The 26672-nt window shown below is 67.6% G+C and carries 29 protein-coding genes; 9 read left to right on the forward strand and 20 right to left on the reverse strand.

Annotated features, from left to right (window positions below):
- Positions 1-21 precede the first annotated feature (21 nt).
- Both LXE91_RS08190 and LXE91_RS08195 read right to left on the reverse strand, forming a co-directional pair.
- Positions 22-486 carry an OsmC family protein gene (locus LXE91_RS08190; protein WP_172625585.1) on the reverse strand — a complete coding sequence of 155 codons (465 nt, stop codon included), beginning with the start codon at positions 484-486 and terminating at the stop codon, positions 22-24.
- Positions 487-897: 411 nt separating this feature from the next.
- A complete protein-coding gene (locus tag LXE91_RS08195) occupies positions 898-1203 on the reverse strand; it encodes a DUF1090 family protein (protein WP_039361461.1) in 306 nt (101 codons plus the stop codon).
- 311 nt (positions 1204-1514) lie between these two features.
- On the opposite strand from LXE91_RS08195, the gene rplM reads away from it, so the two are divergent.
- The 3 genes from rplM to erpA all read left to right on the forward strand — a co-directional run bounded on the left by rplM (position 1515) and on the right by erpA (position 2937).
- Positions 1515-1943 (forward strand): 50S ribosomal protein L13, encoded by a 429-nt coding sequence (gene rplM, locus LXE91_RS08200; RefSeq protein WP_009687896.1) that lies wholly within the window; start codon positions 1515-1517, stop codon positions 1941-1943.
- An 11-nt stretch (positions 1944-1954) separates the two neighbouring features.
- Positions 1955-2347, forward strand: a complete 393-nt coding sequence (gene rpsI, locus LXE91_RS08205; RefSeq protein WP_011883283.1) for a 30S ribosomal protein S9 — start codon at positions 1955-1957, stop codon at positions 2345-2347.
- Between the two features lie 218 nt (positions 2348-2565).
- The gene (erpA, locus tag LXE91_RS08210) at positions 2566-2937 is read left to right on the forward strand and encodes an iron-sulfur cluster insertion protein ErpA (RefSeq protein WP_011350956.1); all 372 of its coding nucleotides are present in this window, start codon (positions 2566-2568) and stop codon (positions 2935-2937) included.
- A gap of 112 nt (positions 2938-3049) precedes the next feature.
- Here the strand turns inward: erpA and LXE91_RS08215 are convergent, their stop codons facing one another.
- The gene (locus LXE91_RS08215; RefSeq protein WP_039361457.1) at positions 3050-4198 is read right to left on the reverse strand and encodes an anhydro-N-acetylmuramic acid kinase; all 1149 of its coding nucleotides are present in this window, start codon (positions 4196-4198) and stop codon (positions 3050-3052) included.
- A gap of 142 nt (positions 4199-4340) precedes the next feature.
- On the opposite strand from LXE91_RS08215, the gene tyrS reads away from it, so the two are divergent.
- The 3 genes from tyrS to LXE91_RS08230 are packed head-to-tail and all read left to right on the forward strand — an operon-like array spanning position 4341 to position 6723.
- Positions 4341-5582 carry a tyrosine--tRNA ligase gene (tyrS, locus tag LXE91_RS08220; RefSeq protein ID WP_039361454.1) on the forward strand — a complete coding sequence of 414 codons (1242 nt, stop codon included), beginning with the start codon at positions 4341-4343 and terminating at the stop codon, positions 5580-5582.
- The gene (dtd, locus tag LXE91_RS08225; protein WP_011350959.1) at positions 5579-6037 is read left to right on the forward strand and encodes a D-aminoacyl-tRNA deacylase; all 459 of its coding nucleotides are present in this window, start codon (positions 5579-5581) and stop codon (positions 6035-6037) included. Before tyrS ends, dtd begins: the two co-directional genes overlap by 4 nt.
- Before the next feature lie 23 nt (positions 6038-6060).
- Complete coding sequence (locus LXE91_RS08230) at positions 6061-6723, forward strand: histidine phosphatase family protein (RefSeq protein WP_039361452.1); 663 nt, start codon at positions 6061-6063, stop codon at positions 6721-6723.
- A gap of 60 nt (positions 6724-6783) precedes the next feature.
- On the opposite strand, the gene LXE91_RS08235 is transcribed toward LXE91_RS08230, so the two are convergent.
- From LXE91_RS08235 to LXE91_RS08280, 10 genes are all read right to left on the reverse strand, one after another.
- Positions 6784-7911 carry a ParB/Srx family N-terminal domain-containing protein gene (locus LXE91_RS08235; protein WP_039361572.1) on the reverse strand — a complete coding sequence of 376 codons (1128 nt, stop codon included), beginning with the start codon at positions 7909-7911 and terminating at the stop codon, positions 6784-6786.
- A 152-nt stretch (positions 7912-8063) separates the two neighbouring features.
- The gene (locus tag LXE91_RS08240) at positions 8064-9017 is read right to left on the reverse strand and encodes an oxygenase MpaB family protein (protein ID WP_039361450.1); all 954 of its coding nucleotides are present in this window, start codon (positions 9015-9017) and stop codon (positions 8064-8066) included.
- A 24-nt stretch (positions 9018-9041) separates the two neighbouring features.
- Positions 9042-10112: a Holliday junction branch migration DNA helicase RuvB gene (ruvB, locus tag LXE91_RS08245; protein WP_039361448.1), complete on the reverse strand. Its 1071-nt coding sequence runs from the start codon at positions 10110-10112 to the stop codon at positions 9042-9044.
- A 119-nt stretch (positions 10113-10231) separates the two neighbouring features.
- A complete protein-coding gene (gene ruvA / locus LXE91_RS08250) occupies positions 10232-10813 on the reverse strand; it encodes a Holliday junction branch migration protein RuvA (protein WP_039361446.1) in 582 nt (193 codons plus the stop codon).
- A gap of 154 nt (positions 10814-10967) precedes the next feature.
- Positions 10968-11510, reverse strand: coding sequence for a crossover junction endodeoxyribonuclease RuvC (gene ruvC / locus LXE91_RS08255; protein WP_039361444.1), 543 nt, complete (start codon positions 11508-11510; stop codon positions 10968-10970).
- A 153-nt stretch (positions 11511-11663) separates the two neighbouring features.
- Positions 11664-13229: a bifunctional phosphoribosylaminoimidazolecarboxamide formyltransferase/IMP cyclohydrolase gene (gene purH, locus LXE91_RS08260; RefSeq protein ID WP_039361442.1), complete on the reverse strand. Its 1566-nt coding sequence runs from the start codon at positions 13227-13229 to the stop codon at positions 11664-11666.
- Between the two features lie 44 nt (positions 13230-13273).
- The gene (locus tag LXE91_RS08265; RefSeq protein WP_006476892.1) at positions 13274-13507 is read right to left on the reverse strand and encodes a Fis family transcriptional regulator; all 234 of its coding nucleotides are present in this window, start codon (positions 13505-13507) and stop codon (positions 13274-13276) included.
- On the reverse strand, positions 13504-14571 hold the full coding sequence (dusB, locus tag LXE91_RS08270; RefSeq protein WP_006497523.1) for a tRNA dihydrouridine synthase DusB: 1068 nt from the start codon (positions 14569-14571) through the stop codon (positions 13504-13506). Before dusB ends, LXE91_RS08265 begins: the two co-directional genes overlap by 4 nt.
- Before the next feature lie 124 nt (positions 14572-14695).
- On the reverse strand, positions 14696-15883 hold the full coding sequence (locus tag LXE91_RS08275; protein ID WP_278068127.1) for a UbiH/UbiF/VisC/COQ6 family ubiquinone biosynthesis hydroxylase: 1188 nt from the start codon (positions 15881-15883) through the stop codon (positions 14696-14698).
- 40 nt (positions 15884-15923) lie between these two features.
- Positions 15924-17309 carry an aminopeptidase P N-terminal domain-containing protein gene (locus LXE91_RS08280; protein ID WP_039361438.1) on the reverse strand — a complete coding sequence of 462 codons (1386 nt, stop codon included), beginning with the start codon at positions 17307-17309 and terminating at the stop codon, positions 15924-15926.
- Positions 17310-17493: 184 nt separating this feature from the next.
- On the opposite strand from LXE91_RS08280, the gene LXE91_RS08285 reads away from it, so the two are divergent.
- Positions 17494-18108, forward strand: a complete 615-nt coding sequence (locus LXE91_RS08285; RefSeq protein ID WP_039361436.1) for a glutathione S-transferase family protein — start codon at positions 17494-17496, stop codon at positions 18106-18108.
- A gap of 111 nt (positions 18109-18219) precedes the next feature.
- Here the strand turns inward: LXE91_RS08285 and LXE91_RS08290 are convergent, their stop codons facing one another.
- Together LXE91_RS08290 and LXE91_RS08295 are read right to left on the reverse strand one after the other, a co-directional pair.
- Complete coding sequence (locus LXE91_RS08290; protein WP_039361434.1) at positions 18220-19839, reverse strand: FMN-binding glutamate synthase family protein; 1620 nt, start codon at positions 19837-19839, stop codon at positions 18220-18222.
- Positions 19840-20029: 190 nt separating this feature from the next.
- Complete coding sequence (locus LXE91_RS08295) at positions 20030-20800, reverse strand: NAD(P)H-dependent oxidoreductase (RefSeq protein ID WP_039361432.1); 771 nt, start codon at positions 20798-20800, stop codon at positions 20030-20032.
- A gap of 74 nt (positions 20801-20874) precedes the next feature.
- On the opposite strand from LXE91_RS08295, the gene LXE91_RS08300 reads away from it, so the two are divergent.
- A complete protein-coding gene (locus tag LXE91_RS08300; RefSeq protein WP_039361430.1) occupies positions 20875-21249 on the forward strand; it encodes a winged helix-turn-helix transcriptional regulator in 375 nt (124 codons plus the stop codon).
- Between the two features lie 54 nt (positions 21250-21303).
- Here LXE91_RS08300 and mnmA read toward each other — a convergent pair whose 3' ends face one another.
- The 3 genes from mnmA to LXE91_RS08315 form a co-directional block, all read right to left on the reverse strand.
- Positions 21304-22452, reverse strand: coding sequence for a tRNA 2-thiouridine(34) synthase MnmA (gene mnmA / locus LXE91_RS08305; protein ID WP_039361428.1), 1149 nt, complete (start codon positions 22450-22452; stop codon positions 21304-21306).
- Complete coding sequence (locus LXE91_RS08310) at positions 22449-22958, reverse strand: NUDIX hydrolase (RefSeq protein WP_039361426.1); 510 nt, start codon at positions 22956-22958, stop codon at positions 22449-22451. The genes mnmA and LXE91_RS08310 overlap by 4 nt, the downstream gene beginning before the upstream one ends.
- A gap of 88 nt (positions 22959-23046) precedes the next feature.
- The gene (locus LXE91_RS08315; protein WP_039361425.1) at positions 23047-23967 is read right to left on the reverse strand and encodes a LysR family transcriptional regulator; all 921 of its coding nucleotides are present in this window, start codon (positions 23965-23967) and stop codon (positions 23047-23049) included.
- A gap of 80 nt (positions 23968-24047) precedes the next feature.
- On the opposite strand from LXE91_RS08315, the gene LXE91_RS08320 reads away from it, so the two are divergent.
- Positions 24048-24971, forward strand: coding sequence for a carbon-nitrogen hydrolase family protein (locus LXE91_RS08320; protein WP_039361423.1), 924 nt, complete (start codon positions 24048-24050; stop codon positions 24969-24971).
- A gap of 82 nt (positions 24972-25053) precedes the next feature.
- On the opposite strand, the gene LXE91_RS08325 is transcribed toward LXE91_RS08320, so the two are convergent.
- Positions 25054-25740 (reverse strand): helix-turn-helix transcriptional regulator, encoded by a 687-nt coding sequence (locus tag LXE91_RS08325; protein WP_039361421.1) that lies wholly within the window; start codon positions 25738-25740, stop codon positions 25054-25056.
- 73 nt (positions 25741-25813) lie between these two features.
- Entirely contained in the window at positions 25814-26218 is a 405-nt protein-coding gene (locus tag LXE91_RS08330; RefSeq protein ID WP_039361419.1) for a VOC family protein, read from the reverse strand.
- Positions 26219-26672 lie beyond the last annotated feature (454 nt).

Consider the following 26672-nt stretch of genomic DNA (forward strand, 5'->3'; position numbering starts at 1 on the left):
TCATGCGCGCTCGCCGTGGGTTCAGCCGGCGACGATGTCGAACGAATGCGTGAGTTCGGCCGTCTTCGCGATCATGATCGACGCGGAGCAATACTTGTCGTGCGACAGGTTGATCGCGCGTTCGACCGTGGACGGGTTCAGGTTGCGACCCGTGACGGTGAAGTGGAAGTGCACCTTCGTGAACACCTTCGGATCTTCGCTCGCGCGTTCGGCCTTCAGCGTGACCGAGCAGCCGCTGACTTCCTGGCGGCTCTTCTTCAGGATCAGCACGACGTCATAGGCCGTGCAGCCGCCGGTGCCGAGCAGCACCATTTCCATCGGGCGCGGCGCGAGGTTGTGGCCGCCGCCTTCGGGCGCGCCATCCATCGTGACGAGGTGGCCGCTGCCGGTCTCGGCGGAAAACGCCATGCCGTCCTGGCCCATCCAGCTTACTTTGCATTCCATGCTTGCACTCCAGCGTTGCCTGATTCGGATTCGATCCGGCATTGTAGCCCGCTGCGCAACGGCCGGCTGATGCGCTGCACGACGCGCAATGCCGGAACGGCGCAAGCGGTGCGCCGGACGGCCAATTCCCCGTCGAATTTAGGGGCTTTGCTCTAATCGAAGGCGAATTTCGACCCTGCTGTGTGCGATCAAGTAATTGATTTTAAAAGGGAAGGTGGATTTTTCAAACGCGATGCGAGATATTCCGCATTATGGTGTTTGATTTCGTAATGCAAATTTTCTTGTGCAGCCGGCGACGCGTTCGTATAATGAGCCTCATTGGTTGTCGCGCTGCGGCAACCTCCGAATGTCTCCTCCACCCTCCTCCTATGGTGGATTAAGCCCGAACCAGCCGTTCGGGCTTTTTTTCGTCCCATGCAAACATCGGCGTGCGGCTTGCGCGCCCCGGCATCGTTACGCCGGTTGCTTGGCGGCCGGCTGCGCGGTCGGGCCGGGCGTCGTGCCGGGCGAGCGTGCGTCGGGTGCCGGTGCGTGGACGGCCGACGCATGGCCGTGCCCACGCGCGCAGAAGTGGCGGACGCGTTCGCGCACCGCGCGCAGGCGGGCGACGCGATCCTCGGCATGGGCGGCGCGGGCTTCGGTAATGCGTGTATCGAGTGCGTCGAGCTTGGCTTCGCAGTCGGTGCGGGCGGCGACGGCGGGCGCCGCGGCGGCCAGCAGTGCGGCTGCAAGGAAGGGCGTAAGTCGTTGATTCATCATGCTTGTTTGTTGTTTTCCAGATTCGGCCGGTCTGGCGCGGGATGGTCATGTGCCGCGCGTCGATGGGTGCCTCCCCGGGCGCTCGGTTCGCCTGGCTTGCCGGGGCACGAACGGATTTTGGCCCATTTCGGCCGCCATGGACACGGGAAGTGGATTCCCTTTGACCGCCTTGTCGTATTTCCTTTATAATTCAGGGCTTTTCCGCATTCATGCCCACGGAAAAAGAACAGGGAGAGCCTGCACCGCGCCTCGAAGCGCACACAGACAAGCAGGAAGAACACATCGGGCTAAGCAATTTTTTTGGATCGATCATGAAGACGTTTTCCGCAAAAGCCCATGAGGTGACGCGTGAATGGTACGTGATTGACGCGACGGATAAGGTTCTCGGCCGTGTTGCCAGCGAAGTGGCACGCCGTCTGCGCGGCAAGCACAAGCCTGAGTTCACCCCGCACGTCGACACTGGTGATTTCATCATCATCATCAACGCAAGCAAGTTGAAGGTCACGGGCAACAAGACGCTGGACAAGAAGTACTACCGTCACTCGGGTTACCCGGGCGGTATCTATGAAACGACGTTCGGCAAGATGCAAGAACGCTTCCCGGGCCGCGCGCTCGAGAAGGCGGTCAAGGGCATGCTGCCGAAGGGCCCGCTCGGCTACGCGATGATCAAGAAGCTGAAGGTCTACGCTGAAGCTACGCATCCGCATTCGGCGCAACAGCCGAAGGCGCTCGAGATCTAAGGGGAGCCCACATGATCGGTAACTGGAACTACGGTACGGGCCGCCGCAAGAGCGCAGTCGCACGTGTCTTCATCAAGGCTGGCAAGGGCGACATCATCGTCAACGGCAAGCCCATCGCTGACTACTTCTCGCGCGAAACGTCGCTGATGATCGTGCGTCAACCGCTGGAACTCACGAACCACGGCCAGACGTTCGACATCAAGGTCAACGTCAACGGCGGCGGCGAAACGGGTCAGGCAGGTGCAGTGCGCCACGGCATCACCCGTGCACTGATCGACTACGATGCGACGCTGAAGCCGTCGCTGTCGAACGCAGGCTTCGTCACGCGCGATGCACGTGAAGTCGAGCGTAAGAAGGTTGGTCTGCGCAAGGCACGCCGCGCAAAGCAGTTCTCGAAGCGTTAATTCCGCTTCATGGCCTCGCCGCTCCCGGGCGGCGTCCGCCGGAAAAACCGCCAGCGTTCGCGCTGGCGGTTTTTTTATGTCCGTCTCCAGGCGCGTGCTGCCGCGGCCCGCGCAGGCGTGTTTGATGAAATCGACAAGAACCTATTGATTTCATGGACTTCAGCACGATCTTCTGATCGGCCCTACAATAGCGGCTAAAGCTTTTTGGAGAGTTCGCAATGAACGCTGTTACCGAATCCGCAGCAACGACGGCCGAAATGCCGGTTCCGTTCGTCTTCACCGACGCCGCAGCCGACAAGGTCAAGCAACTGATCGACGAAGAGGGCAATCCCGACCTGAAGCTGCGCGTGTTCGTGCAGGGCGGCGGCTGCTCCGGCTTCCAGTATGGCTTCACGTTCGACGAGGAAGTCAACGAGGACGACACCGTGATGAACAAAAACGGCGTCCAACTCCTGATCGACTCGATGAGCTACCAGTACCTGGTCGGCGCCGAGATCGACTACAAGGACGACCTCAACGGCGCCCAGTTCGTGATCAAGAACCCGAACGCGAGCACCACCTGCGGGTGCGGCTCGTCGTTCTCGGTCTGAGCACACCGCAGATCCGATCCGGTTCGCCGGAATGAAAAACGGGGCTTCATGCCCCGTTTTTTTGTGCCCGTTCGCAATGGCGACGGGCGCCTGCCGTGGAGCAGGTGCCGCGTCAGCGCGGATAGAGCGCGCCCAGCACGCGATTGCCGGCTGCGCCCGTGACCGTCGCGAGATTGCCGGGCTGGCGCGCGGTGAAGCGGTACGCGAGCCATGCGAACGCGAGCGCCTCGACCTGCTGAGGCGGCACGCCGAGTGCGGCCGTCGTATCGACCGTGGCCGGCACGCCGGCCTCGCGCAGCGCGTTCCGGAGCGCGTCGAGCAGCACCGGATTGCGTGCGCCGCCGCCGCAGACGAACACGGCCTTGCAGCCGGCTGCGTGCTGCGCGACCTCGCGTGCGACCGACACGGCCGTGAGCGCGGTGAGGGTCGCCTGCACGTCCTCTGGCGCGACCAGCGCGAACGCGGCGAGCTTCGCGTCGAGCCAGGCGGGATTGAACAGGTCGCGCCCGGTGCTTTTCGGCGGCGGGGCGGTGAAATACGGTTCGTCGAGCAGCGCGTCGAGCAACGGCGCGTGGACGGTGCCGCGTGCGGCGAACTTGCCGCCGTCGTCGTACGGCTTGCCGAGATGGCGGGTCGCCCATTCGTCGAGCAGCGCATTCGCGGGGCCGCAGTCGAAGCCGCGTACGTCGCCGCCTTCGCCGGGCAGGATCGTGATGTTGCTGATCCCGCCGAGATTGCAGACGACGCGCGTCTCGCCCGGTGTGCCGAACACCGTCGCATGGAAGGCCGGCGCCAGCGGCGCGCCATGGCCGCCCGCGGCGACGTCGCGGCTGCGGAAATCGGCGATCACGTCGAGCTGGGTCAGCTCTGCGAGCAATGCCGGGTTGTTGATCTGCCGCGTATAGCCGCGCTCGGGGCGATGGCGCACGGTCTGGCCGTGCACGCCGATCGCGCGAATCTCGTCGCGCGACAGCCCGGCCGTGCGCTGCAATTCGTGGCAGCACACCGCGTAGCGCGCGACCAGCGCGTTCGCCGCGAGCGATTCGCGGTCGATCTCGTCGTCGCCGGGCTGCTGCAGCGCGAACAGCGCGTCGCGCAGCGATTGCGCGAAGCCGACGAACGCTTCCGCGAGCACGACCGGCGCACGGCCGGCCTCGAAACGCACGGCGACGCCATCGACGCCGTCCATGCTGGTGCCCGACATCAGCCCGAAGTAGATGCCGTCGGCCGGATGGGCGTGTTGCGGCTGTCGTTGCGGCACGTTGGGTCCTCCTGGATCGTGCGGCGCGGGCCGGTGCCGCGCGCCTTGCGCCCGATTATCCGCGCAACGTGACGCGCCGTTAAGCGATGGGCGCGCAAGTTATGGGAAAATCCCTGTTTTTGCGACATTCTTCCTGGCACCGATGAGCACCGAACCCAGTTCCAAGCCTGTTTTCCCGATCACCGACGAAGTCCGGCATGCGCTCGCCGTCACGAAGCGCGGCGTCGACGAGCTGCTGGTCGAGGAAGAGTTCGCGCAGAAGCTCGCACGCAGCGCGGCGACGGGCACGCCGCTTCGCATCAAGCTCGGCCTCGACCCGACCGCGCCTGACATCCACATCGGCCATACGGTCGTGCTGAACAAGATGCGTCAGCTGCAGGATCTCGGCCACACGGTCATCTTCCTGATCGGCGATTTCACGTCGCTGATCGGCGATCCGTCGGGCCGCAATGCGACGCGCCCGCCGCTCACGCGCGAGCAGATCGAATCGAACGCGAAGACCTACTTCGAGCAGGCCGCGCTCGTGCTCGACCGCGACAAGACCGAAATCCGCTACAACAGCGAATGGTCGATGCCGCTCGGCGCGGACGGGATGATCAAGCTCGCGTCGCGCTACACGGTTGCGCGGATCCTCGAGCGCGAGGATTTCACGAAGCGCTTCCAGGGCGGCGTGCCGATCTCGATCCACGAATTCCTGTACCCGCTGATGCAGGGCTACGACTCGGTCGCGCTGAACGCCGACCTCGAGCTCGGCGGCACCGACCAGAAGTTCAACCTGCTGGTCGGGCGCGAACTGCAGAAGCAGTATGGCCAGGAACAGCAGTGCATTCTCACGATGCCGCTGCTCGAAGGCCTCGACGGCGTCGAGAAGATGTCGAAGTCGAAGGGCAACTACGTCGGCATCAGCGAGCATCCGAACGACATGTTCGGCAAGCTGATGAGCATCTCGGACACGCTGATGTGGCGTTACTTCGAGCTGCTGTCGTTCCGCCCGATGGACGAGATCGCCGGCTTCAAGCGCGAGATCGAAGGCGGCCGCAACCCGCGCGACTTCAAGGTGCTGCTCGCGCAGGAAATCGTCGCGCGCTTCCACTCGCAGGCCGACGCCGAGCGTGCGCTCGAGGACTTCAACCATCGCGCGAAGGGCGGCGTGCCGGACGACATCCCGTCGGTCACGCTCGCGGGCGCGCCGCTCGCGATCGGCCAGTTGCTGAAGCAGGCCGGCCTCGTGCCGTCGACGAGCGAGGCACTGCGCAACATCGAGCAGGGCGGCGTGAAGATCGATGGCGCGACCGTCTCGGACAAGGGCCTGAAGGTCGAAGCCGGCGAATTCGTCGTGCAGGTCGGCAAGCGCCGCTTCGCACGCGTCACGCTGACCGCATGATCGCGCTGATCCAGCGCGTGAAGCGCGCCGACGTGCGCGTCGGCGATCGCACGACCGGCGAGATCGGCGCGGGCCTGCTCGCGCTGGTCTGCGCGGAGCGCGGCGACACCGACGCAGCGGCCGACAAGCTGCTCGCGAAGATGCTCGGCTACCGCGTGTTCAGCGACGCCGCCGGCAAGATGAACCTGCCGGTGTCGAATATCGACGGCGAGGGCCGCGCAGGCGGCCTGCTGCTCGTGTCGCAGTTCACGCTCGCGGCGGATACCAACAGCGGGCTGCGGCCGAGCTTCACGCCGGCCGCGCCGCCCGACGAAGGCGCGCGGCTGTTCGACTATTTCGTCGCGGCCGCGCGTGCGCGCCATCCGGTCGTCGAGACGGGCGAGTTCGGCGCCGACATGCAGGTGTCCCTCGTCAACGACGGCCCCGTGACATTCTGGCTGCAAGTGCGGCCCTGATTCTTCCCCGGAGACGCGCCGCGATGGCCACCACGCAGATTCTTTTCATCCGCCATGGCGAGACGGCCTGGAATCGCATCAAGCGCATCCAGGGTCATATCGACATCCCGCTGGCAGAAACGGGCCTCGAGCAGGCGCAGCGGCTTGCCGCGAGGCTCGCGCGCGACGCGCGTGACGGTGCACGGCTCGACGCGATCTATTCGAGCGACCTGATGCGTGCGCAGCAGACCGCGCAGCCGTTCGCCGACGCGCTCGGGCTGACGCCGCGGCTGCGGGAAGGGCTGCGCGAACGCTCGTACGGCCAGTTTCAGGGGCACGACAGCGCAGAGATCGAGACGCTGTTTCCCGATGCGTACGCGGCCTGGCAGACGCGCGACCCCGGCTTCGCGCCGGAGGGCGGCGAGTCGCAGCGCGAGTTCTACCACCGCGTGCTGCATGCGCTCGAACCGATCGTCGCCGAGCATCCGGGTGGCCGGATCGCGTGCGTCGCGCATGGCGGTGTGCTCGACTGCGTCTATCGTTTTGCGAACGGCATCGAGCTGTCGGCGCCGCGCAATTATCAGCTGCTCAACACGAGCATCAACGTCGTCGATTACGTCGATGGCCGCGCGCAGGTCGTGCAGTGGGCCGACGTCTCGCACCTGGACGCCGCAAGCGACGACGATGGGTACCGCAAGGTGCTCTGAGCCTGCAGGCCCCGTCCGGCATCGCCGGTCGGGGTTTCCTTCCTGCGCGGTGCCGGCTGCTTACTGCGGCAGCGCGTGGCGCGTCTTGTAGTCGAGCGCGTACGCGATCTTGCCGGGCTTGTCCGCCGTGATCGGCTGGCGCAGCTTGTCGAATTCCCCCTTGTTGTATTTCTTCCCGCCGTTGATCGCGTCCGCGCGCCCGAGGTCGGCGCCCGTCTTGCCGTCGATCACCGGGTCGGTGGCCGCGACCATGCGCGTCGACGCATTCCAGACCGCGTTCAGGTAGCCCGTGTCGGCCTTCGCCGGATCCGGATCGGTTATGCCGGCGCGCGTCAGGTCATAGCCGGTGAGCGCGAACGTGCCCGGTTGCGCGCGCAGCCAGTCGGCCCAGTAGAACTCGAGGTAGTCGGTGGCTTGTGCGGGCTTGCTGTAACCGATGTCGCGCGTGAAATAGACGAGCGAGCGGTAGCGGTCGTTCGTCATCCCGAGTTTCAGGCCGAGACCGGTCGGCAGTTGCGCGGTCGTGATCGGCTTGCCTTCGCCATTCTTGAGGCGCAGATAGCCGCGCCTCTGCATCTGCTGCCAGAACGCGTCGCCCGAGTAGTCGCTGAGGTTGTCCTTGACGACGACGTGCACGCGCAGCGCCGGGCCGCCGTCGGGTGTCTCGTAGTAGGTCGACAGCCCGTGATGGCCGTCGGTCAGGTACAGCGCATCGCCGTTCGGGCCGATCACGACCGGGTTCAGCACCGAGCGGTCGCGGGCGTTCGCATCGGTCGTCGTGCACGTGTAGCTCGCGGGCTCGCGCAGCACCGACTTGGCCGTGTACCCGCCCGAAGCGACGCCGCCGAGGCCTTCGTCCGCGCAGAAGTCGTCGAATTTCTTGTCGGGCTGCAGTTCGTAGCGGCCGAGCTTGTAATAGATCTGGTCGTAGCCGATTGCGCCTTGCGTCGGGTGGAGATCGCCGAGCGTCACGTCGATCAGGTCGCCCGTGCGAGCGGCCTTCCACTTGCCCGGTTGCGGCGTGACGGTGGCCGGCGGCGTGGGAGCCGGCGCGGCCGGGGTGCCGCCGGACGGCGTTTGCGCATCCGAACGCGCGACGGCGGCGACATCGTCGCCTCCGCAGGCAGTGAGGGCGAAGACGGTGGACAGGCTGGCGGCAAGGGCGAAACGGATCGGCAGGCGTGGCATCGCGGGCATCGGGTGTCGGTCGGGTGGGCGGGACACCACGCGGGTCACGGACAGGCGGGACGGACGGTGCGTGCGACCGTGCGCGGGTGCAAGCCCGTCAGCTTGTCACAGGTATTTGACAGTAAATTGAAATGATAAGAGGAAGCGAATCGTCAGGTAGACGGGGTGCCGTCGGGCGGTGTCGCGGTGGCGCGGCGGCGCGCACGCTTTGACGCGCCGTTCACGAGCGCCCAGCGCAGCACGGGCGCGACGACCCGGATGCCCGGCCGGACCACGGCGCGGCGCAGCGGCGCGAACGCCGACACGCCGAGCATGCGCTGCGCCCACGGCGGCAGCAGGTCGATTCCCGCATGCATCACCAGCGACGCGGCCGGCCGCAGCGCGGGCTTCGCGACCGGCACGTTCAACAGGATGGACATCACGTCGAACGTGCGCGGCCCGGCCTCGAGCTCGGGCTGCATGCGCGCGAGATAGGCGGCCACCTCGGCGCGCGAACGGGGCACCTCGTGTGCGCCGAGCAGTTCGGCAATCAATGCCGTCTCGGCGTAGTAGCGGTCCTGCAACTCGCCCGGCAGCGCCGGATTCACATAGCGCAGATGCGCGGCGAGGAAACTCGACACTTCCGCGACATGCACCCACGTCAGCAACGCCGGATCGTCGGCGCGGTACGGGCGGCCGTCCGGCGCGGTACCCGAGATGTGCGCGTGGATCGATTTCACGCGTTCGATCAGCGCGAGTGCGTCCGCGCGGCTGCCGAACGTCGTACCGGTGATGAACGTGGCGGTGCGTCGCAGGCGGCCCAGGATGTCGGTGCGGAACGACGAGTGATCCCAGACGCCCGCGAGCGCGAGCGGGTCGAGCGCCTGCAGCAGCAGCGCGGCGATGCCGCCCGTCATCATCGACGTGAAGTCGGCATGCACACGCCAGCAGATCGCGTCGGGGCCGAACAGGCCAGGGTCGCCCGGCGGCGAAGAGAGGTCGAGCGACGGGCCGCCGCCGCCCACGGTCAGGTGCGTGACGCCGGCTACGAGCCGCTTGCGGATCGGCTCGGCCCAGCGCGGGCCCGGTGCGGGTGCGGCGGGGCGGGAGCTGGGCGGCGTCGTCATGGCGGTTGCGGTTCGGGCGACGGGTTACTTCCCGTCGGGGGTATCCCACTCGCCGCGTTCGGTGCGGCCGGTGTCGGGCGCGGAAAGCCCGAAGTGGCGATACGTGAGCAGCGTCGCGACACGCCCGCGCGGCGTGCGCTGCAGGAAGCCCTGCTGGATCAGGTACGGCTCGAGTACGTCCTCGATCGTGTCGCGCTCTTCGCCGATCGCCGCCGCGAGGTTGTCGATACCGACCGGGCCGCCGTCGAACTTGTACAGGATCGCCTCGAGCAGCTTGCGGTCCATCAGGTCGAAGCCGACCGGATCGACGTCGAGCATCGCGAGCGCGGCATCGGCGACGGCTGCGGTGATCTGGCCGTCGGCCTTCACTTCCGCGAAGTCGCGCACGCGGCGCAGCAGCCGGTTCGCGATCCGCGGCGTACCGCGCGAACGCTTCGCGATTTCGAGCGCGCCGTTCGGATCGATCTGCGCGTTCAGCAGCGACGCCGAGCGCCGCACGATGCGCGACAGTTGATCGGCATCGTAGAACTCGAGGCGCGCGACGATCCCGAAACGATCGCGCAGCGGGTTGGTCAGCATCCCGGCGCGGGTGGTGGCGCCGACGAGCGTGAACGGCTGCAGGTCGAGCTTCACGCTGCGCGCGGCCGGGCCTTCGCCGATCATGATGTCGATCTGGTAATCCTCGAGAGCCGGATACAGGATTTCCTCGACGACCGGCGACAGCCGGTGGATCTCGTCGATGAACAGCACGTCGTTTGCTTCGAGGTTCGTCAGCAGCGCGGCGAGATCGCCCGCACGCTCGAGCACGGGGCCCGACGTCTGGCGCAGGTTCACGCCCATCTCTCGCGCGATGATGTGCGCGAGCGTCGTCTTGCCGAGGCCCGGCGGCCCGAACAGCAGCACGTGGTCGAGCGGCTCGGAGCGGCGCTTGGCGGCTTCGATGAAGATCTCGAGCTGGCCGCGCACCTTTTCCTGGCCGACGTAGTCGTCGAGCTGGCGCGGCCGCAGCGCACGTTCGAACACCTCCTCGTGCGACGAGGCGGGCGTGGCGGCGATGATCCGCTGCTCGGTGGCGAGTTTGTCGGTTTCAATCATGCGGCCATTGTACCGCGCGCCGCTGTCGCGCCCACCTGGCCGAACGGCCGACTGGCGAGCGTCGTGCGGCTGCGCGACACTGGCTTCAACGCACCGGTTGGCGGCGCGTCATGCGGGCGTTACCCCTTCGACAGCGCCTTCAGTGCGAGCTTGATGCCTTCGGATACGCCGGTGCCGGCCGGCACGTTCTTGATCGCGGCGAGGCCTTCCTTTTCGGAATAGCCGAGCGCGAGCAGCGCGTTGAGGATGTCGGTCGCGTGGTCGGACGGCGACGCGGCGCCGGCGAGCGCGCCGAGATCGGCGCCGAGCTTGCCCTTCAGTTCGAGCAGCAGGCGCTCGGCCGTCTTCTTGCCGATGCCGGGCAGGCGTGTGAGGCGGGCGGCGTCCTGCATCGTCACGGCCTGCGCGAGTTCCTGCACGCTCATGCCGGACAGCACGGCGAGCGCCATGCGCGCGCCGATGCCGGTGATCTTCAGCAGCTCGCGGAAGGTCGTGCGCTCCTGCGGCGTCAGGAAGCCGTACAGCAGGTGCGCGTCCTCGCGGACGATCTGCTGCGTGAGCAGCACGATGCGCTCGCCCGTTTGCGGCAGGTTGTAGAAGGTGCTCATCGGCACGTCGATTTCGTAGCCGACGCCGTTGCAGTCGACGAGCAGGTGGGGCGGGTTCTTTTCGAGCAGGATGCCGGCGATGCGACCGATCATGGATGGCTTGATGCGAGGAAGAAAGCGCGAGTGTAGCGCACGTGCGGCGCGATGCCGACGGACTCGGCCATCAGGCCGGGGCGATGCACGGCGCGTGCGCATCGCGCGCGGGCACGGCGGCCGATCCGGCGTGCCGTGTGAAGGGGCGCCGGTGTCAGCCGACCAGCCGCCCGCGCCGCACACGCAGCCCTTTCTTCGCGAGTGCCGGCGCGAGGCCGCCGAGCGTGCTGAGCGTATCGCCGCCGTGCGCGTGGCAGATCGCCATGCCGAGCGCGTCGGCCGCATCGGAGCCCGGTTGTCCGGAGAGGTTGAGCAGCCGCGTGACCATTTCCTGCATCTGCGTCTTGGTCGCGCGGCCGTAGCCGACCACCGCCTGCTTGAGTTGCAGCGCCGTGTATTCCGCGACCGGCAGGCCGCCCGCGACGAGCCCGCAGATCGCGGCGCCGCGTGCCTGGCCGAGCAGCAGCGTCGACTGCGGGTTCACGTTGACGAACACCTTTTCGATCGCGGCCTGATCGGGGGCGTGCTCGCGCACGATGGTCGAGACGCCCTGGAAGATCGTGCCGAGCCGGGTGGCCAGGTCGGCCGTCGGCGTGCGGATCACGCCGCTCGTGACATAGGCGAGCCGGTGGCCGCTGACGTCGATGACGCCGAAGCCGGTGACGCGCAGGCCGGGGTCGATGCCGAGAATTCGCATGAGTGAGGAGAATGGCGTGATGCAGCGATACTACAACGATTGGCGCGGCAAGCCGGTCGCCCGGTCGTGCGCGAAGGCGCCGCGCAATAAAAAACCCGGCGGGGGGATGCCGCCGGGTTGTCGTGCAGCGGCCGCGCGGGCCGCATGCCGTGATCAGTGACGGAAGTGGCGCACGCCCGTCAGGACCATCGCGATGCCGTGTTCGTCGGCCGCCGCGATCACTTCGTCGTCGCGCATCGAGCCGCCCGGTTGGATCACGCAGGTCGCGCCGGCCGCCACGACGACGTCGAGGCCGTCGCGGAACGGGAAGAACGCATCCGATGCCACGGCCGAGCCGGCCAGCGTCAGGCCGGCGTTCTGCGCCTTGATGCTCGCGATGCGCGCGGAATCGACGCGGCTCATCTGGCCGGCGCCGACGCCGAGCGTCATGCCGTTGCCGCAGAACACGATCGCGTTCGACTTCACGTACTTCGCGACGCGCCACGCGAACAGCAGGTCGTCCATTTCCTTCGCGGTGGGCTGGCGCTTCGTGACGACGCGCAGCTCGCTCGGTTGCACGTTGCGCGAATCGAGCGACTGCACGAGCAGGCCACCGCCCACGCGCTTCAGGTCGAATGCGTTATGGCCGTCGCCGAGTGCGATCTCGAGCAGGCGCACGTTCTGCTTCGCGGCGAACACCTGCTTCGCGGCGTCGGAGAACGACGGTGCGATCAGTACTTCGACGAACTGCTTCGCGACAGCCTGGGCAGCCGCTTCGTCGACTTCGCGGTTGAACGCGATGATGCCGCCGAACGCCGACGTCGGGTCGGTCTGGAATGCCTTCGCGTACGCGTTGGCCGAATCGTTGCCGACTGCAACGCCGCACGGGTTCGCATGCTTGATGATCACGCAGGCCGGTGCGTCGAACGTCTTCACGCATTCCCACGCTGCATCGGAATCGGCGATGTTGTTGTACGACAGTTCCTTGCCCTGCAGCTGGCGGTAGTTCGCCAGCGCGCCGGCCGGCGTCGCGAGGTCGCGGTAGAACGCGGCGCTCTGGTGCGGGTTCTCGCCGTAGCGCAGGTCCTGCACCTTGTCGAACGCCAGGTTCAGCGTGGCCGGGTACGCGCTGCGCGATGCGTGCTTCAGCTCGTCGGTCAGGCTCGTCAGGTAGTTCGTGATCGCGCCGTCGTATTGCGCGGTGTGCGCGAACACCTTCGTCGCGAGGCGGAAGTTGGTCGCGTAGCCGACCGCGTTGCCGTTCGCCTTCATTTCATCGAGCACGACCGCGTAATCGGCCGGGTCGACGACGACCGTCACGTCGCGGTGGTTCTTCGCGGCCGAGCGCAGCATCGTCGGGCCGCCGATGTCGATGTTCTCGATCGCGTCGGCGAGCGTGCAGTCGTCCTTCGCGATCGTCGCGACGAACGGATACAGGTTCACGACGAGCAGGTCGATCGTCGGGATGCCGTGCTGCTCGAGCGCCTGCATGTGCTCGGGCAGGTCGCGGCGGGCGAGGATGCCGCCGTGCACCTTCGGGTGCAGCGTCTTCACGCGCCCATCGAGCATTTCCGGGAAGCCCGTGTAATCGGCCACTTCGGTCACGGGCAGGCCGGCGTCGGCGAGGAGTTTCGCGGTGCCGCCCGTCGACAGCAGCTTGACGCCGAGGTCAGACAGCGACTTCGCGAAGTCGACGATGCCGGTCTTGTCGGAAACGGAAATGAGCGCTTGCTTGATCATGATGGAACCACCAATAGCCAGGGAAACGGGGACGGGACGGCTGCCTACAGCAGGCCGTGCTGCTGCAGCTTCTTGCGCAGCGTATTGCGATTGATGCCGAGGTACTCCGCGGCGAGCGACTGGTTGCCGCCCGCCTGTACGAGCACGACCTCGAGCATCGGCTTTTCGACGCAGGACATCACCATTTCATAGACGTCATGCGGATTGGAGCCGTCTAGATCCCGGAAATACACGTCCAGGCTCTCGCGGACACATTGTTCGATGTTGTGCTTGCTCATGCTGCTAACTGGTTATGGTCGTCCGACTCGCCCTGGCCGTTTTCCTCTTCGTCATCGACGTAGACGAGGTGGTCCGACAGCGCCTTTTGCGCCTCGAAGAATGCATTGACGGCGGCGAGCTGCTCGCGGGTGGAATCGAGCGTGTTCATCCTGTGCCGGAACCCGTTGGCACCGGAAAGGCCGCGAGTGTACCAGCCGATGTGCTTGCGCGCAGTACGGACTCCCGTGAATTCACCATAGAAAGCGTAGTGGTCTTCCAGGTGTTCGTTCATCACGTGCTGGATCTCGTCGATCCGCGGCGGGGGCAGCAGCTCGCCGGTTTGCAGGAAATGATCGATTTCACGGAACAGCCACGGCCGACCTTGCGCGGCACGACCGATCATCAGGGCGTCGGCGCCGGTGGCGTCGAGCACGGCCTTCGCCTTCGCGGGCGACGTGATGTCGCCGTTCGCGACCACCGGAATCCGCACAGCCGCCTTCACGGCGGCGATGGTGTCGTATTCGGCGTCGCCGCGGTACAGGTCGGCGCGCGTGCGGCCGTGCACGGTGAGCATCGAGATGCCGGCGGCTTCGGCCAGGCGCGCAACCGTGATCGCGTTCTTGTGCTCGCGATCCCAGCCGGTGCGGATCTTCAGCGTGACGGGCACCGCATCGGGCCCCGTGCCGACGGCCGCGACGACGGCCTCGACGATGCGCTGCACGAGCGGCTCGTTCTGCAGCAATGCGGAGCCGGCCGCGACGTTGCAGACCTTCTTCGCCGGGCAGCCCATGTTGATGTCGATGATCTGCGCGCCGTTGTCGACGTTGTAGCGGGCCGCTTCGGCCATCATCGCCGGATCGGCGCCGGCGATCTGGACCGCAATCGGTTCCACCTCGCCTTCGTGGTTCGCGCGCCGCATCGTCTTCGCGCTTTTCCACAGCTGCGCGTTGGACGCGACCATCTCGGACACGGCGTAACCGGCTCCCAGCCGCTTGCAGAGCTGGCGGAACGGACGATCCGTCACGCCGGCCATCGGCGCGACGAACAGGTTGTTACGCAATACGTGAGGGCCGATAACGGGCATCGCAATGGCACCGCCCGCGGCGGGCGCGGGCAGGGAAAGGGTAGGCGGAAACGCGCATTTTACCGTATTCCCATGCCCCGCCGATTTGACCCGGTTTGAGTGGCGCGACTGTGCGCGCCGCGGGTCAGTTGCGCTGGCCGAACATCATCTGGCGCGCGATCACCTTCTTGAGCGGCGGCACGAACTCCAGCGCGGTGAGCGCGGCGCCGCGCAGCAGCGGGAGCGGGCCCGAGTCGATCGTGAACAGGCGTGCCAGCGTGTCGGTCGCGCCGATCGTGAAGCGTCGGTCGAGTGCGCGGCGCGCGTTGAAGGTGGCGAGTGCGGTTGCTTCGAAGCCTTGCGCGGACAGCGTATCGACGAGCGTATGCGCATCGCGCAGCCCGAGGTTGAGCCCCTGGCCCGCGACGGGGTGCAGGGTTTGCGCGGCATTGCCGACGATCGCGACGCGGCCGTTGACGAGCGTCTGCGCGGCGCTCAGGCCGAGCGGGAACGATGCGCGGCCCGCGATCGCGACGAAGTCGCCCATGCGTGCGCCGAATGCGGTGCCGAGCTCGCGCAGGAACGCATCGTCGGGCAGCGCGGCGCGGCGCGCCGCTTCGTCGGGCGTGCAGCACCAGACGAGCGCGTACTCGGCTCGGCGCGGCCCGCCGAGCGGCAGCAGCGCGAGCGGGCCTTCGTGCGTGAAGCGTTCCCATGCGACGTTCGGGCGCGGCGCCGATACCGTGACCGTGCCGACGATCGCGGTCTGTCCGTAGTCGCGGCGATGTTTGCCGGCGTCGGCCTGCTGTTCGTGGAACAGGCCGCCTTCGGCATTGATGACGACGCGTGCGCGCAGCGTGCGCTCGCCCTGCGGGCCGTCGAGCGCCAGCGTGACGCCGTCGGCATCCTGCTGCGGCGCGCGCGCGGTGGTCGACGTGAGCCAGTCGACGCGCGTGCCGCGCACGGCGCCCGCGAGCGCCTGCACGAGCGAGCCGTAACGCACGACATAGCCGAGCGCGGCGACGCCGTGCTCATCGCGGTCGATCAGCGTGCGGCCGAAATGGCCGCGCTGCGAGACGTGGATATGTTCGATCGGCGTCGCGTCGGCGGGCCACGCGAGCGTGTCGAGCAGCACGCGGCTGCCGTGCGACACGGCGATCGCGCGCGGATCGTTCGTGCTCGCGGCCGGTTCGCGTGCATCGATCAGTGCGATCGATGCGTGCTGCGTGGCGCTGCGGCGCGCGAGCCAGCCGGCGAGCGCGAGCCCGACGGGGCCCGCGCCGACGATGGCGAGATCGTAGTCCGGCTTGGCCGGGGAAGAGGCGGTCGTCATCTTGATTCGTGAAACGGAAGTAACGGTCGGCGGCAGCCGGTCATGCGCCCGCGCGCATCAGCGCTTCGATCTCGTCCGCCGCGACGGGCACGCCGCGCGTGATCAGCTCGCAGCCGTGCTCGCGCACGATCGCGTCGTCCTCGATGCGGATGCCGATGTTCCAGTACTCGGGCGGCACGTCGTCGGCGGCGCGCACGTACAGGCCGGGCTCGATCGTCAGCGTCATGCCGGCTTTCAGCGTGCGCCACGGCAGCGCGCCGTTGCCGTCGCGTTCGGCGAGCCGCTCGCGGTAGTCGCCGCAATCGTGCACGTCCATGCCGATCCAGTGGCCGGTGCGATGCATGTAGAAGCGCGCGTAGGCACGCTCGGCGATCACGTCATCGACGTTCGAGAAGCGCGTTTTCGGGATGATGCCGGTGTCGAGCAGCCCCTGCGCGAGCACGCGCACGGCAGCGTCGTGCGGCGCCTCGAACGGCACGCCGGCGCGCGTCGCGTCGATCGCGGCCTGCTGCGCGGCGAGCACGATGTCGTACAGCGTGCGTTGGGCGGGCGAGAAGCGCCCGTTGGCCGGGAACGTGCGCGTGATGTCCGATGCGTAGCCGTCGAGTTCGCACGCGGCGTCGATCAGGATCAGGTCGCCATCCTGTGCGGTTGCGTTGCCGGCCGGGTAGTGCAGCACGCATGCGTTGGCGCCGGCCGCGACGATCGAGCCGTACGCGGGCGACTGCGCGCCGTGCTTGCGGAATACATACAGCAGCTCGGCCTCGAGTTCGTATTCGCGGATGCCGGGGCGGCACGCCTGCATCGCGCGGCGGTGCGCAAGTGCGGAGATGTGTGCGGCACGCATCATGATCGCGAGCTCATGCTCGTCCTTCACGAGCCGCATGTCGTCGAGCAGCGGCGTGAGGTCGAGCATCGCGTCCGGTGCTGCGACACCCGTGCGCGCCAGCGCGCGCACCGCGTCGAGCCAGCCTGCGAGCTGACGCTCGAAATCGGCCGAGGCGCCGAACCGGTAGTGCACGGTGCCCGCGTCGGCGAGCAGGCGCGGCATCTCGGTATCGATCACGTCGACCGCGAACGCCGCATCGAAGCCGAATGCGTCGCGCGCGGCTTCGGGCCCGTAATGGAAGCCTTCCCAGATTTCGCGGTCGGGATTCTTGCCGCGGCAGAACAGGATCGACTCCGGCGCGCCGTGCGGCGCGGCCGCGTTGAGCACGAGCACGGCATCCGGCTCGCTGAAGCCCGTCAGGTAGTGGAAGTAGCTGTCGAACCGGTACGGATAGTCCGTATCGCGGTTGCGCGGCACTTCCGGCGCGGTGGGGACGATGGCGACGCCGCCGCCGGCGGCACGCAGTGCGGCAAGCACGCGTTCACGGCGCTGGCGGTAGACGTCGACGGCGATGGCGGTATCGAGGGGCGCGTTCATTCGTGCGATTGTAGCGCCGCGGGACGCCATGCGTGAGAGAGGGGGCGGGAAGCCGCCCCGGAAGGCCCGTGCGGCGGTTGTTGCAAACCATCCACAGGCCGTCCGGGCGATTTTCTGTCGCGCGACGCTGGCCGGTTATGATCGGCGACAACGTATACTCTCGGCGGTTCCCTTAAAAAGGCAGATGATGAAATTAATCGGTTCGCTCAGCAGCCCGTACGTCCGCAAGGCGCGGATCGTGCTGGCTGAAAAGAAGATCGACTACAAGCTGGAGCTCGAGAACGTGTGGGCGCCGGAGACGGATATTCATGCATCGAATCCGCTCGGCAAGGTCCCGTGCCTCGTGATGGAGGATGGTGCCGCGGTGTTCGATTCCCGCGTGATCTGCGAATACGTCGATACGCTGTCGCCGGTCGGCAAGCTGATTCCGCCGTCGGGCCGCGAGCGCCTCGAGGTGCGGTGCTGGGAAGCGCTGGGCGACGGCGTGATCGACGCGGCGGTCGCGATTCGCGTCGAACATACGATGCGCGACGAAGCGCAGCGCAGCGCGAGCTGGATCGCGCGCCAGCAACGCAAGATCGACGACGGTCTCGTCGCGATGTCGCAGGGCCTCGGCGGCAAGACGTGGTGCGTCGGTAATCATTACACGCTCGCCGACATCGCACTCGGCTGCGCGCTCGGCTATCTCGACTTCCGGATGCCCGAGCTCAACTGGCGCGATCGCCACCCGAACCTCGACAAGCACTTCGCGAAGCTGCTGCAGCGGCCGTCGTTCGCCGACACGCTGCCGCAGAACTGAGCCGCACGCGACGCATTCACGCGATTACGCATTCGGCAGACAAAAGAAAAGCGCCCCGCGGGGCGCTTTTCTTTTTGCCGGGCCGCCCCGCGGCGGGGGCAGTGGCCCGCGTCATTCGATCGACGCGTACACGGCTTCGCCGAGCGTGAACGAATCGCTGCGTGCAATCGGCCACCACTTGTCGTACAGCGAGAAGCCGCAGGTCTGGCCGTCGAGCAGCGCGCCGGGCTTCAGGTACTTCAGCAACTGCGACATCAGTCGTACTTCATGCGGCGCGACCCGCTGCACGATGTGATGCGCGCGCAGCTCCGACGGATGCGCGAGGCCGGCCGCCTGCACGAGCTCCTGCAGCGCGTGCAGCGTATTGCGGTGGAAGTTGTACACGCGCTCGGCCTTGTCGGGCACGACGAGCGCGCGCTGGCGCACCGGGTCCTGCGTCGCGACGCCGGTCGGGCAGCGGTCGGTATGGCAGTGCTGCGCCTGGATACAACCGACCGCGAACATGAAGCCGCGCGCCGAGTTCACCCAGTCCGCGCCGATCGCGAGCGTACGCGCGATGTCGAACGCGGTGATGATCTTGCCGCTCGCGCCGAGCTTCACGCGATCGCGCACGCCGATCCCGACGAGCGTGTTGTGCACGAGCAGCAGCCCTTCCTGCAGCGGCACGCCGACGTGGTCGGTGAATTCGAGCGGCGCCGCACCGGTGCCGCCTTCCGCGCCGTCGACGACGATGAAGTCCGGCACGATGCCGGTTTCGAGCATCGCCTTCGCGATCCCGAAGAATTCCCACGGATGGCCGATGCACAGCTTGAAGCCGGTCGGCTTGCCGCCCGACAGCGTGCGCAGCCGTTCGACGAATTCGAGCAGCCCGCGCGGCGTCGAGAACTCCGAGTGCGTCGCGGGCGAGATGCAGTCCTTGCCCATCGGCACGCCGCGCGTCTCGGCGATTTCCGGCGTGATCTTCGCAGCCGGCAGCACGCCGCCGTGGCCGGGCTTCGCACCTTGCGACAGCTTCACCTCGATCATCTTGACCTGCGGATCGGCGGCCTGCTTCGCGAACTTGTCGGGATTGAACGTGCCGTCGTCGTTTCGGCAGCCGAAGTAGCCGGACGCGATTTCCCAGATGATGTCGCCGCCGTTTTCGCGGTGGTACTTCGACAGCGAGCCTTCGCCCGTGTCGTGCGCGAAACCGCCTTTCTTCGCGCCGAGGTTCAGCGAGCGGATCGCGTTCGCGGACAGCGAGCCGAAGCTCATCGCCGAGATGTTGAAGATCGAAATGTCGTACGGCTGCGCGCGGTTCGCGCCGACGCGGATACGGAAATCGTGGTTCGGCAGCTTCGTCGGTGCGAGCGAGTGGCTGATCCATTCGTGCGCGACGGCCTTCACGTTCAGCTCGGTGCCGTACGGCCGGTTGTCGGCGACGTTCTTCGCGCGCTGGTAGACGAGGCTGCGCTGCGCGCGCGAGAACGGCTTCTCGTCGGTGTCGTCCTCGACGAAATACTGGCGGATTTCAGGTCGGATGAATTCGAACAGGAAGCGGAAGTGGCCCCAGAGCGGATAGTTGCGCAGGATCGCGTGGCGGTCCTGCTTCAGGTCGTACAGGCCGAGGGCGACGAGGGCGGCCGGGATTACGAGCCACAGCCACGCGATCGTGTGCCGGGCAGCGAGCGCCGCGACGGCCACGAACAGCAGGACCGCGCACCACATCGCGATATAGCGTCGGGAAAACATGGGGACTCCATCGTCATTGTCTGGATGGCCGTCACGTCGCCAGGATTGCGCGGCGGCCGGCAGGTCGGCGCCCGAGGCATCGCGCAGGCCCGGCGGGCATGCTGCCCGTACAGTACCCGCCGCTGCCGGCGCCCACGATGGTCGAGAGTCTACTACGGGTGTCGTGATGCTCGTGTTGCCGAGCCGGCGGCTACCGGCCGGCCCCGGCCGGGCGGATGAACGGGCTGTACGCCGGTGCGCCGGGTTTCAGCCTGGCGTCGTCGTCGAAATCCTCGTCCCGGTTGAACGGCACCAGCGGCCACGCGGGCCAGTCGCGCAGCCGCGTGCGGTAGTCGGCGACGCTTCGTGCGAGGCGCGCGTCCTGCTGCCGCGCGTCGTCGTCGGCCAGGCCGCCGCGGACGTCGTGGATCAGGTGCGGTTCGAGCACGTCGAAGCCGACATAGCGCAGCGCGTACATGATCGGCCACAGCAGCAGGCGGGTATCGCCCTCGCGGCCGTCGGGCGCGCAGGCGGCGGCCGACGAGCCGGTCGTGACGCTCAGCAACGCGCGCCGCCCGTGCAGCACGCCGCGATCGTGACGCTGCCGGCTGCTGTAGAGGCCGCCGTAGACGAATATGCGATCCATCCAGCCCTTCAGGATCGCGGGCGCGCCGAACCACCACAGCGGGAACTGCAGGATCAGCGCATCGGCCTGCTTCAGCAGGCCGATATGATGCGCGACATCGGACGCGAGTGTGCCGCGCTCCCAGTGATGGCGCTGCTCGCGTTGTGCGTCGAAGCGGGCGGTGTCGATCCGGTCCGCATAGTGGCGCGGTGCCTCGCACGGGTCGAATGCATCGGCATACAGGTTCGCGACCGTCGCGACATGGCCGCCCGCGCGCCAGGCGTCGGCCGCCGTGCGGGCGAGTGTGGCGTTGAACGACTGCGGTTCGGGATGGGCGACGACGATCAGCACATGCATGGCGCGCTCCGGGAGTGTGCGACGATGATGGCCGGCGGCAGTGGGGCCGCGCAATCACGCACCCGGAGGTAACCATGGCATTTCCCGGCGACGTCTATGCGGCGGACTGCTCGGCGCGCGATGCGCTGGCGCTGGTCGCCGGCAAGTGGTCGCTGCTGATCCTGCCGGCGCTGGCCGAGCGGCCGCTGCGCAACGGCGAGCTGCTCAAGCGTATCGGCGGGATTTCCCAGAAGGTGCTGACGCAGACGCTGCGCGAACTGGAGCGCAACGGGCTGATCGAACGCACCGCGGTGGCGGCGCGGCGCGCACACGTCGAGTACCGGTTGACGGCGGTGGCGGGGTCGCTCGTGGAGACGCTCGTGGCGCTCGACCGCTGGGCCGAGCGCCATTTTCCCGAGCTGGACGCGGCGCGCGAGCGCTACGACGCGTCGGTGCAGAACATGCGATGAGCGGCGGGGCCGCTTCCGGCCGGCGCCCGTTTGCGTTGCACCGGCGGCAGTGCGTCAGCGGGCGAGCGCGAGGGCCGGTGCTTCGTTCGGCTGCGTGCTGCCGGACAGCGCGGATTCGATGATCCCGCCGCCGAGGCAGATCTCGCCGTCGTACAGCACGGCCGACTGGCCGGGCGTGACGGCCCACTGCGCGTCGTCGAACGCGAGCGAGAAGCGTGCTTCGCCAGCCGGGCCGGGCGTGGCGGCGCCGAATGCGCATGCCGCGTCGGCCTGCCGGTAGCGCGTCTTCGCACCGCACGCGAAACCTTCGGCCGGCGGTTCGCCGGCAACCCAGCTCACGTTGCCGGCGACGAGCTCGCGCGCGAGCAGCCACGGATGATCGTGGCCCTGCACGACGTACAGCGTGTTCGACGCGATGTCCTTTGCGGCGACGAACCACGGATCGCCGTTGCCGGTCTTGCTGCCGCCGAGGCCGATGCCCTTGCGCTGGCCGAACGTGTAGAACGCGAGGCCGATGTGCTCGCCGACGACCTTGCCATCCGGCGTCTTCATCGGGCCGGGTTTGGTCGGCAGATAGCGGTTCAGGAAATCGCGGAACGGCCGTTCGCCGATGAAGCAGATGCCGGTCGAATCCTTCTTCTTCGCGTTCGGCAGCCCGATCTGCGCGGCGATCTCGCGCACCTTCGTCTTCGGGATCTCGCCGAGCGGGAACATCGTCTTCGACAGTTGCGCCTGGTTCAGCCGGTGCAGGAAGTACGACTGGTCTTTCGTATGATCGAAGGCCTTCAGCAGTTCGAAACGTCCGTCACGCTCGCGTACGCGCGCGTAGTGGCCGGTCGCGATCATTTCCGCGTCGAGCGACATCGCGTGATCGAGGAACGCCTTGAACTTGATCTCGGCGTTGCACAGCACGTCGGGGTTCGGCGTGCGGCCGGCCGAGTATTCGCGCAGGAATTCGGCGAATACACGGTCCTTGTATTCGGCCGCGAAGTTGACGGCTTCCACGTCGATGCCGATCAGGTCGGCCACCGACACGACGTCGATCCAGTCCTGGCGCGTCGAGCAGTATTCGCCGTCGTCGTCGTCTTCCCAGTTCTTCATGAACAGGCCGACCACGTCGTAACCCTGTTCCTTGAGCAGCCACGCGGTCACCGACGAATCGACGCCGCCCGACATGCCCACCACTACACGGCGCTTGCTCATTTGTTGACCGCCTGACGTTCGAATGCTTCGGGGCGCGGTGCGACCGAATGCGTGTGCACGAAATCGAGCGGAATGCGCCGCCCGGCGAGGTAATCGTCGACGCAGCGCATCACCGCGGGCGAGCGATGGCGCGCGCTGCAGGCGCGCAGTTCGTCGGCGGTCATCCACAGCGTGCGGACGATGCCGTCGTCGAGCGTGTGGCCCGCGATCGGCTCGCCCGCCGCGCCGCAGAACGTGAAGCGCAGGTAGGTTGCACCGGCGGTGCCGGGACGGTCGTAGTGCGCGAGGTAGACGCCGACGAGCGCGTCGGGCGTGAACGGGTGCGCGGTTTCCTCGAGCGTTTCTCGGATCACGGCGTCGGCCAGCGTTTCGCCGGCTTCGAGATGGCCTGCCGGCTGGTTGATGCGCAGGCCCGACGAGGTTTCTTCCTCGATCATGAGAAAGCGGCCGGCGTGCTCGACGAGCGCGGCGACCGTCACATGCGGGGTCCAGATTTCAGGTTTCATGGTTCGGCATTTTACCGGTTGCGCCCGAACGCTGCCGGTCGCTGCGCTAAACGAATCAGACCCTTTCAATTCGTCTGGCTTGCCGATTTCACGGCGCGACGAGATGGGCGACGCATGCGGAGATCGTATCGCGTACGCGCACGATCGCCGGGTCGCGCTGCGTGCTCGTGCGCCAGCCGATTTCGACCGGGTAGTGCGGCAAGTCGACCGGGCATGCGAGCGCGCGCAGCGGGGTGGACTGCGCGATCGCGCGCGCCGCATGCGCGGGAATCGTCGCGATCGCATCGGAGCCGGCGAGCAGGTACGGCAATGCGGCGAAATGCGTGGTCGACGCCGCGACGCGCCGCTTGTGACCGAGCGTGGCCAGCGCCTCGTCGACGATTCCGATCACGCCGCCCGACGATACGAGCAGGTGGTCGCGCCGCAGGAAATCGGCGAGCGTCAGCGTGCGCGGCGGCCGCTCGCGGGCGGCCGGGTCGATCAGGCACGCATAGCCGCCCGTCGCGACCGCGCGTCGGCTGAGCCCGTTCGCCGAGAAACCGCCGGATGCGATGGCAAGGTCGACGCCATGGCGCAGCAGCGCGTCGCCGGCGATGCCGCTGTGCGTCTGGCGGAAGATCAGCCGGATGCCGGCGGCTTCCCGCGCGACGGCGTCGATCAGCGCGCGGCCGAGCGCGATCTCGAAGTCGTCCGACAGCCCGATCGAGATCGTGCGGCCGATGCGGTCGCCGCCGTCGGCCGCGATCGCGAGGCTTTCGCGGCAACGGTCGAGCGCGTCGGACAGGATCGGCTTCAGTTCGTCCGCGCGCGGCGTCGGCGCGAGCCCGCGGCCGGTGCGCACGAACAGCGGATCGGCATAGATCACGCGCAGCCGCGCGAGCGCCGCGCTCACCGCCGACTGCGTGAGGCCGAGCCGCAGCGCCGCGCGACTCGCGCCGCCTTCCTCGTACAGCGCCTCGAACACCTTCAGCAGGTTCAGGTCGAGGCCGGCGATATCATCCACATTCATGACACTTATCGTTCTATCGATTTGATCGATGACATCATATCGATAAAGATGGCGTTACCTCATTCACCGGAGACGCCTTCATGTCCACGTCAGTCATCGCCGCACTGCAGATCGGCGCATCGCCCGCCGGCACGCGCGCCACGCTCGACTCGATCCTCGGCTACGAAACCGCGATCCGCGACAGCGGCGCGTCGCTCGTCGTGCTGCCCGAGGCCGTGCTCGGCGGCTATCCGAAAGGCGAGATCTTCGGCACGCGGCTCGGCTACCGGCTGCCCGAAGGCCGCGACGCGTACGCGCGCTATGCCGCGCAGGCGATCGACGTGCCGGGGCCCGAAACCGACGAGCTGGCCGCGCTGTCGCAGCGCACGGGCGCAAGCCTCGTGGTCGGCGTGATCGAGCGCGGCGGCAGCACGCTGTACTGCACGGCGCTGTTCTTCGATCCGCGCGACGGGCTCGTCGCGAAGCATCGCAAGCTGATGCCGACCGGCACCGAGCGGCTGATCTGGGGGCAGGGCGACGGCTCGACGCTGCCCGTCGTCGACACGGCCGCGGGCCGCGCGGGCGCCGCGATCTGCTGGGAGAACCACATGCCGCTGCTGCGCTGCGCGATGTACGCGAAGGGCGTGCAGATCTGGTGCGCGCCGACCGTCGACGAGCGCGACGTCTGGCAGAGCTCGATGCGGCATATCGCGCACGAGGGGCGCTGCTTCGTCGTCAGCGCGTGCCAGGTGCAGCCGTCGCCGCGTGCGCTCGGCATCGACGTGCCGGGCTGGGATCCGGAGCGGCCGCTGATCCGTGGCGGCAGCGTGATCGTCGGGCCGCTCGGCGACCTGCTGACGGAGCCGCTGATCGGCGAAGCCGGGCTCGTGACCGCGCGCATCGATACCGATGAACTCGTGCGGGCGCGCTACGACTTCGACGTGGTCGGGCATTACGCGCGGCCCGACGTGTTCTCGCTGCACGTCGACGAGCGGCCGAAGCGGACGGTCGTGTTCGGCGGGTAGGGAGCGGAGGTGGGCCGGGCGCCGGGCGGCGGCCCGGAACAAGAGCGGCGACGGCGCGCAACGCGCGCGCCGTCGTGCCGCGTCAGCGCATCGGCGCTTCCGCGATTCGCATGTAGTCGGCGATTCGCCGTCCTTCCATGTCCGGAAACTGCTCGTGTACGAGGATGTCGCCCATCCGCGCGATGTCGAAGGTGCGGAAATCCTCGCGCAGCTCGCACCACGCGCCGATCGTCCAGCGCCCGCCCCAGTAGACGAGCCCGAGCGGCCACACGCGGCGTTGCGAATGCGCGCCGAGCCGGTCGCGGTAGTCGAAGCTGACGACGTGGCGCGTATCGATGGCCTGGTGGATCGCGTCGACCTTCGCGCAAAACGTCTCGTCGATGTGGAACGACGGCGCGAACACGGGCAGGCGGTCGAGCGCCGTGCGCTTGTCGGCCGGCATTGCCGATGCGATCTTCGCGAGCGCCGAACGCGCACCGCTCGCGAAGCGCGCACCGCCCCAGGTTTCGAGCATGCGTGCGCCGGTGGCGAGCGCCGCGAGCTCCTCGGCCGTGAACGTGAGCGGCGGCAGGCTCGCGTTGCGGTTCAGCCGGTAGCCGATGCCGGCCTCGCCTTCGATCGGCACCCCTGACAGTTGCAGGTCGCGCACGTCGCGATAGACCGTGCGCGGCGACACCGACAGCCAGTCGGCCAGCTGCTGCGCGGTCGTGAGACGACGCCCGCGCAGCAGCTCGGCGATCTGGAACAGGCGGTCGGCACGGCGCGTCATGACGGCACCTCGATTCCAACGGCAGTGGGGACCTCGCGATGATAGCGCCGCGCGCGCCCGACGGCCGTTGTGCTCAGTGGCATTTCGGCGCGTGCAGGCCGACGCGGTTGCCTTCGGTGTCGATCAGGTAGCCGACGTAGCCGTAGTTGTTCGGCAGCTCGACGACCGAGCCCTGCACGACGCCGCCCGCGCGCTTCGCACGTTCGAGCGCCGCGACGACCGATTCGCCGGCGTTCAGGTAGACGAGCACGCCGTTCGCGCTCGGTTTGATCTGCTGCGGATCGAACACGATGCTGCCGCCCGTGCTGGACGCGTCGCGGTCGAACGTGGCCATCGGCACGCCGCCGATGACTGCGCGCTCCAACGTGGTTTGCAGCACGGTTTCGTAGAAGCGGATCGCACGGTCGAAATCGAGGGACGGAATGTCGAACCACGCGATCGCGCGTTCCGGGGTGGCAGTGGCGGTTGCTGACGTCATGACGAGCTCCTTGTTGCGTTGTTATTCGGGTTCGGGAGTAAAACCAGCCTGCATTGCGCCGGGATTGCAGTGTGAGCGCGGGCTGCTGACACCGTATTGTCAGTAGAGTTGTCAGCCCTGACATGGATGGCGGCCGGGTTCGCGGCGAGCGCGTCGGGATGACGGTGATCCGGCGCGGGCCGACATCTCGGCGAAGCGGCCGAGACCGATTCGCCGCGCCGGCTGGGCGTCAGATGGCGCACGCGTTCAAGGAGGGGGAATCGCGCGTGATCGATCGGCTCGAGCCATACGACGGTGTCGTGAGGCTGGCCGTCACGCAAGACGGTCGTGTCCGGCTCGGGGATGAACCGGGGATGATTCGGGGGTGATTCGGAGATTCGCGGCGGCTGGCCGCCCGTGCGAACACGCCGGGAGAGGCTGCTCGAGACGGGGGGCGTGCTTTCGTGCGCGCTGC

This window comes from Burkholderia contaminans, assembly GCF_029633825.1.
Classification (GTDB): domain Bacteria; phylum Pseudomonadota; class Gammaproteobacteria; order Burkholderiales; family Burkholderiaceae; genus Burkholderia; species Burkholderia contaminans.

Bases quoted from the DNA above. Each gene is read 5' to 3' on its own strand.
- LXE91_RS08325 (WP_039361421.1), bottom strand. From the start codon at position 25,740: ATGACGCGCCGTGCCGACCGCCTGTTCCAGATCGCCGAGCTGCTGCGC.
- mnmA (WP_039361428.1), bottom strand. From the start codon at position 22,452: ATGAGCAAGCGCCGTGTAGTGGTGGGCATGTCGGGCGGCGTCGATTCG.
- ruvB (WP_039361448.1), bottom strand. From the start codon at position 10,112: ATGATTGAAACCGACAAACTCGCCACCGAGCAGCGGATCATCGCCGCC.
- LXE91_RS08280 (WP_039361438.1), bottom strand. From the start codon at position 17,309: ATGAACGCGCCCCTCGATACCGCCATCGCCGTCGACGTCTACCGCCAG.
- LXE91_RS08240 (WP_039361450.1), bottom strand. From the start codon at position 9,017: ATGACGACGCCGCCCAGCTCCCGCCCCGCCGCACCCGCACCGGGCCCG.
- LXE91_RS08275 (WP_278068127.1), bottom strand. From the start codon at position 15,883: ATGACGACCGCCTCTTCCCCGGCCAAGCCGGACTACGATCTCGCCATC.
- dtd (WP_011350959.1), top strand. From the start codon at position 5,579: ATGATCGCGCTGATCCAGCGCGTGAAGCGCGCCGACGTGCGCGTCGGC.
- LXE91_RS08265 (WP_006476892.1), bottom strand. From the start codon at position 13,507: ATGAGCAAGCACAACATCGAACAATGTGTCCGCGAGAGCCTGGACGTG.
- LXE91_RS08190 (WP_172625585.1), bottom strand. From the start codon at position 486: ATGCCGGATCGAATCCGAATCAGGCAACGCTGGAGTGCAAGCATGGAA.
- erpA (WP_011350956.1), top strand. From the start codon at position 2,566: ATGAACGCTGTTACCGAATCCGCAGCAACGACGGCCGAAATGCCGGTT.
- LXE91_RS08295 (WP_039361432.1), bottom strand. From the start codon at position 20,800: ATGCATGTGCTGATCGTCGTCGCCCATCCCGAACCGCAGTCGTTCAAC.
- ruvC (WP_039361444.1), bottom strand. From the start codon at position 11,510: ATGCGAATTCTCGGCATCGACCCCGGCCTGCGCGTCACCGGCTTCGGC.
- LXE91_RS08285 (WP_039361436.1), top strand. From the start codon at position 17,494: ATGATGAAATTAATCGGTTCGCTCAGCAGCCCGTACGTCCGCAAGGCG.
- LXE91_RS08290 (WP_039361434.1), bottom strand. From the start codon at position 19,839: ATGTTTTCCCGACGCTATATCGCGATGTGGTGCGCGGTCCTGCTGTTC.
- LXE91_RS08230 (WP_039361452.1), top strand. From the start codon at position 6,061: ATGGCCACCACGCAGATTCTTTTCATCCGCCATGGCGAGACGGCCTGG.
- LXE91_RS08235 (WP_039361572.1), bottom strand. From the start codon at position 7,911: ATGCCACGCCTGCCGATCCGTTTCGCCCTTGCCGCCAGCCTGTCCACC.
- LXE91_RS08195 (WP_039361461.1), bottom strand. From the start codon at position 1,203: ATGATGAATCAACGACTTACGCCCTTCCTTGCAGCCGCACTGCTGGCC.
- rplM (WP_009687896.1), top strand. From the start codon at position 1,515: ATGAAGACGTTTTCCGCAAAAGCCCATGAGGTGACGCGTGAATGGTAC.
- ruvA (WP_039361446.1), bottom strand. From the start codon at position 10,813: ATGATCGGTCGCATCGCCGGCATCCTGCTCGAAAAGAACCCGCCCCAC.
- LXE91_RS08320 (WP_039361423.1), top strand. From the start codon at position 24,048: ATGTCCACGTCAGTCATCGCCGCACTGCAGATCGGCGCATCGCCCGCC.
- tyrS (WP_039361454.1), top strand. From the start codon at position 4,341: ATGAGCACCGAACCCAGTTCCAAGCCTGTTTTCCCGATCACCGACGAA.
- LXE91_RS08330 (WP_039361419.1), bottom strand. From the start codon at position 26,218: ATGACGTCAGCAACCGCCACTGCCACCCCGGAACGCGCGATCGCGTGG.
- rpsI (WP_011883283.1), top strand. From the start codon at position 1,955: ATGATCGGTAACTGGAACTACGGTACGGGCCGCCGCAAGAGCGCAGTC.
- LXE91_RS08300 (WP_039361430.1), top strand. From the start codon at position 20,875: ATGGCATTTCCCGGCGACGTCTATGCGGCGGACTGCTCGGCGCGCGAT.
- purH (WP_039361442.1), bottom strand. From the start codon at position 13,229: ATGATCAAGCAAGCGCTCATTTCCGTTTCCGACAAGACCGGCATCGTC.
- LXE91_RS08310 (WP_039361426.1), bottom strand. From the start codon at position 22,958: ATGAAACCTGAAATCTGGACCCCGCATGTGACGGTCGCCGCGCTCGTC.
- LXE91_RS08315 (WP_039361425.1), bottom strand. From the start codon at position 23,967: ATGAATGTGGATGATATCGCCGGCCTCGACCTGAACCTGCTGAAGGTG.
- dusB (WP_006497523.1), bottom strand. From the start codon at position 14,571: ATGCCCGTTATCGGCCCTCACGTATTGCGTAACAACCTGTTCGTCGCG.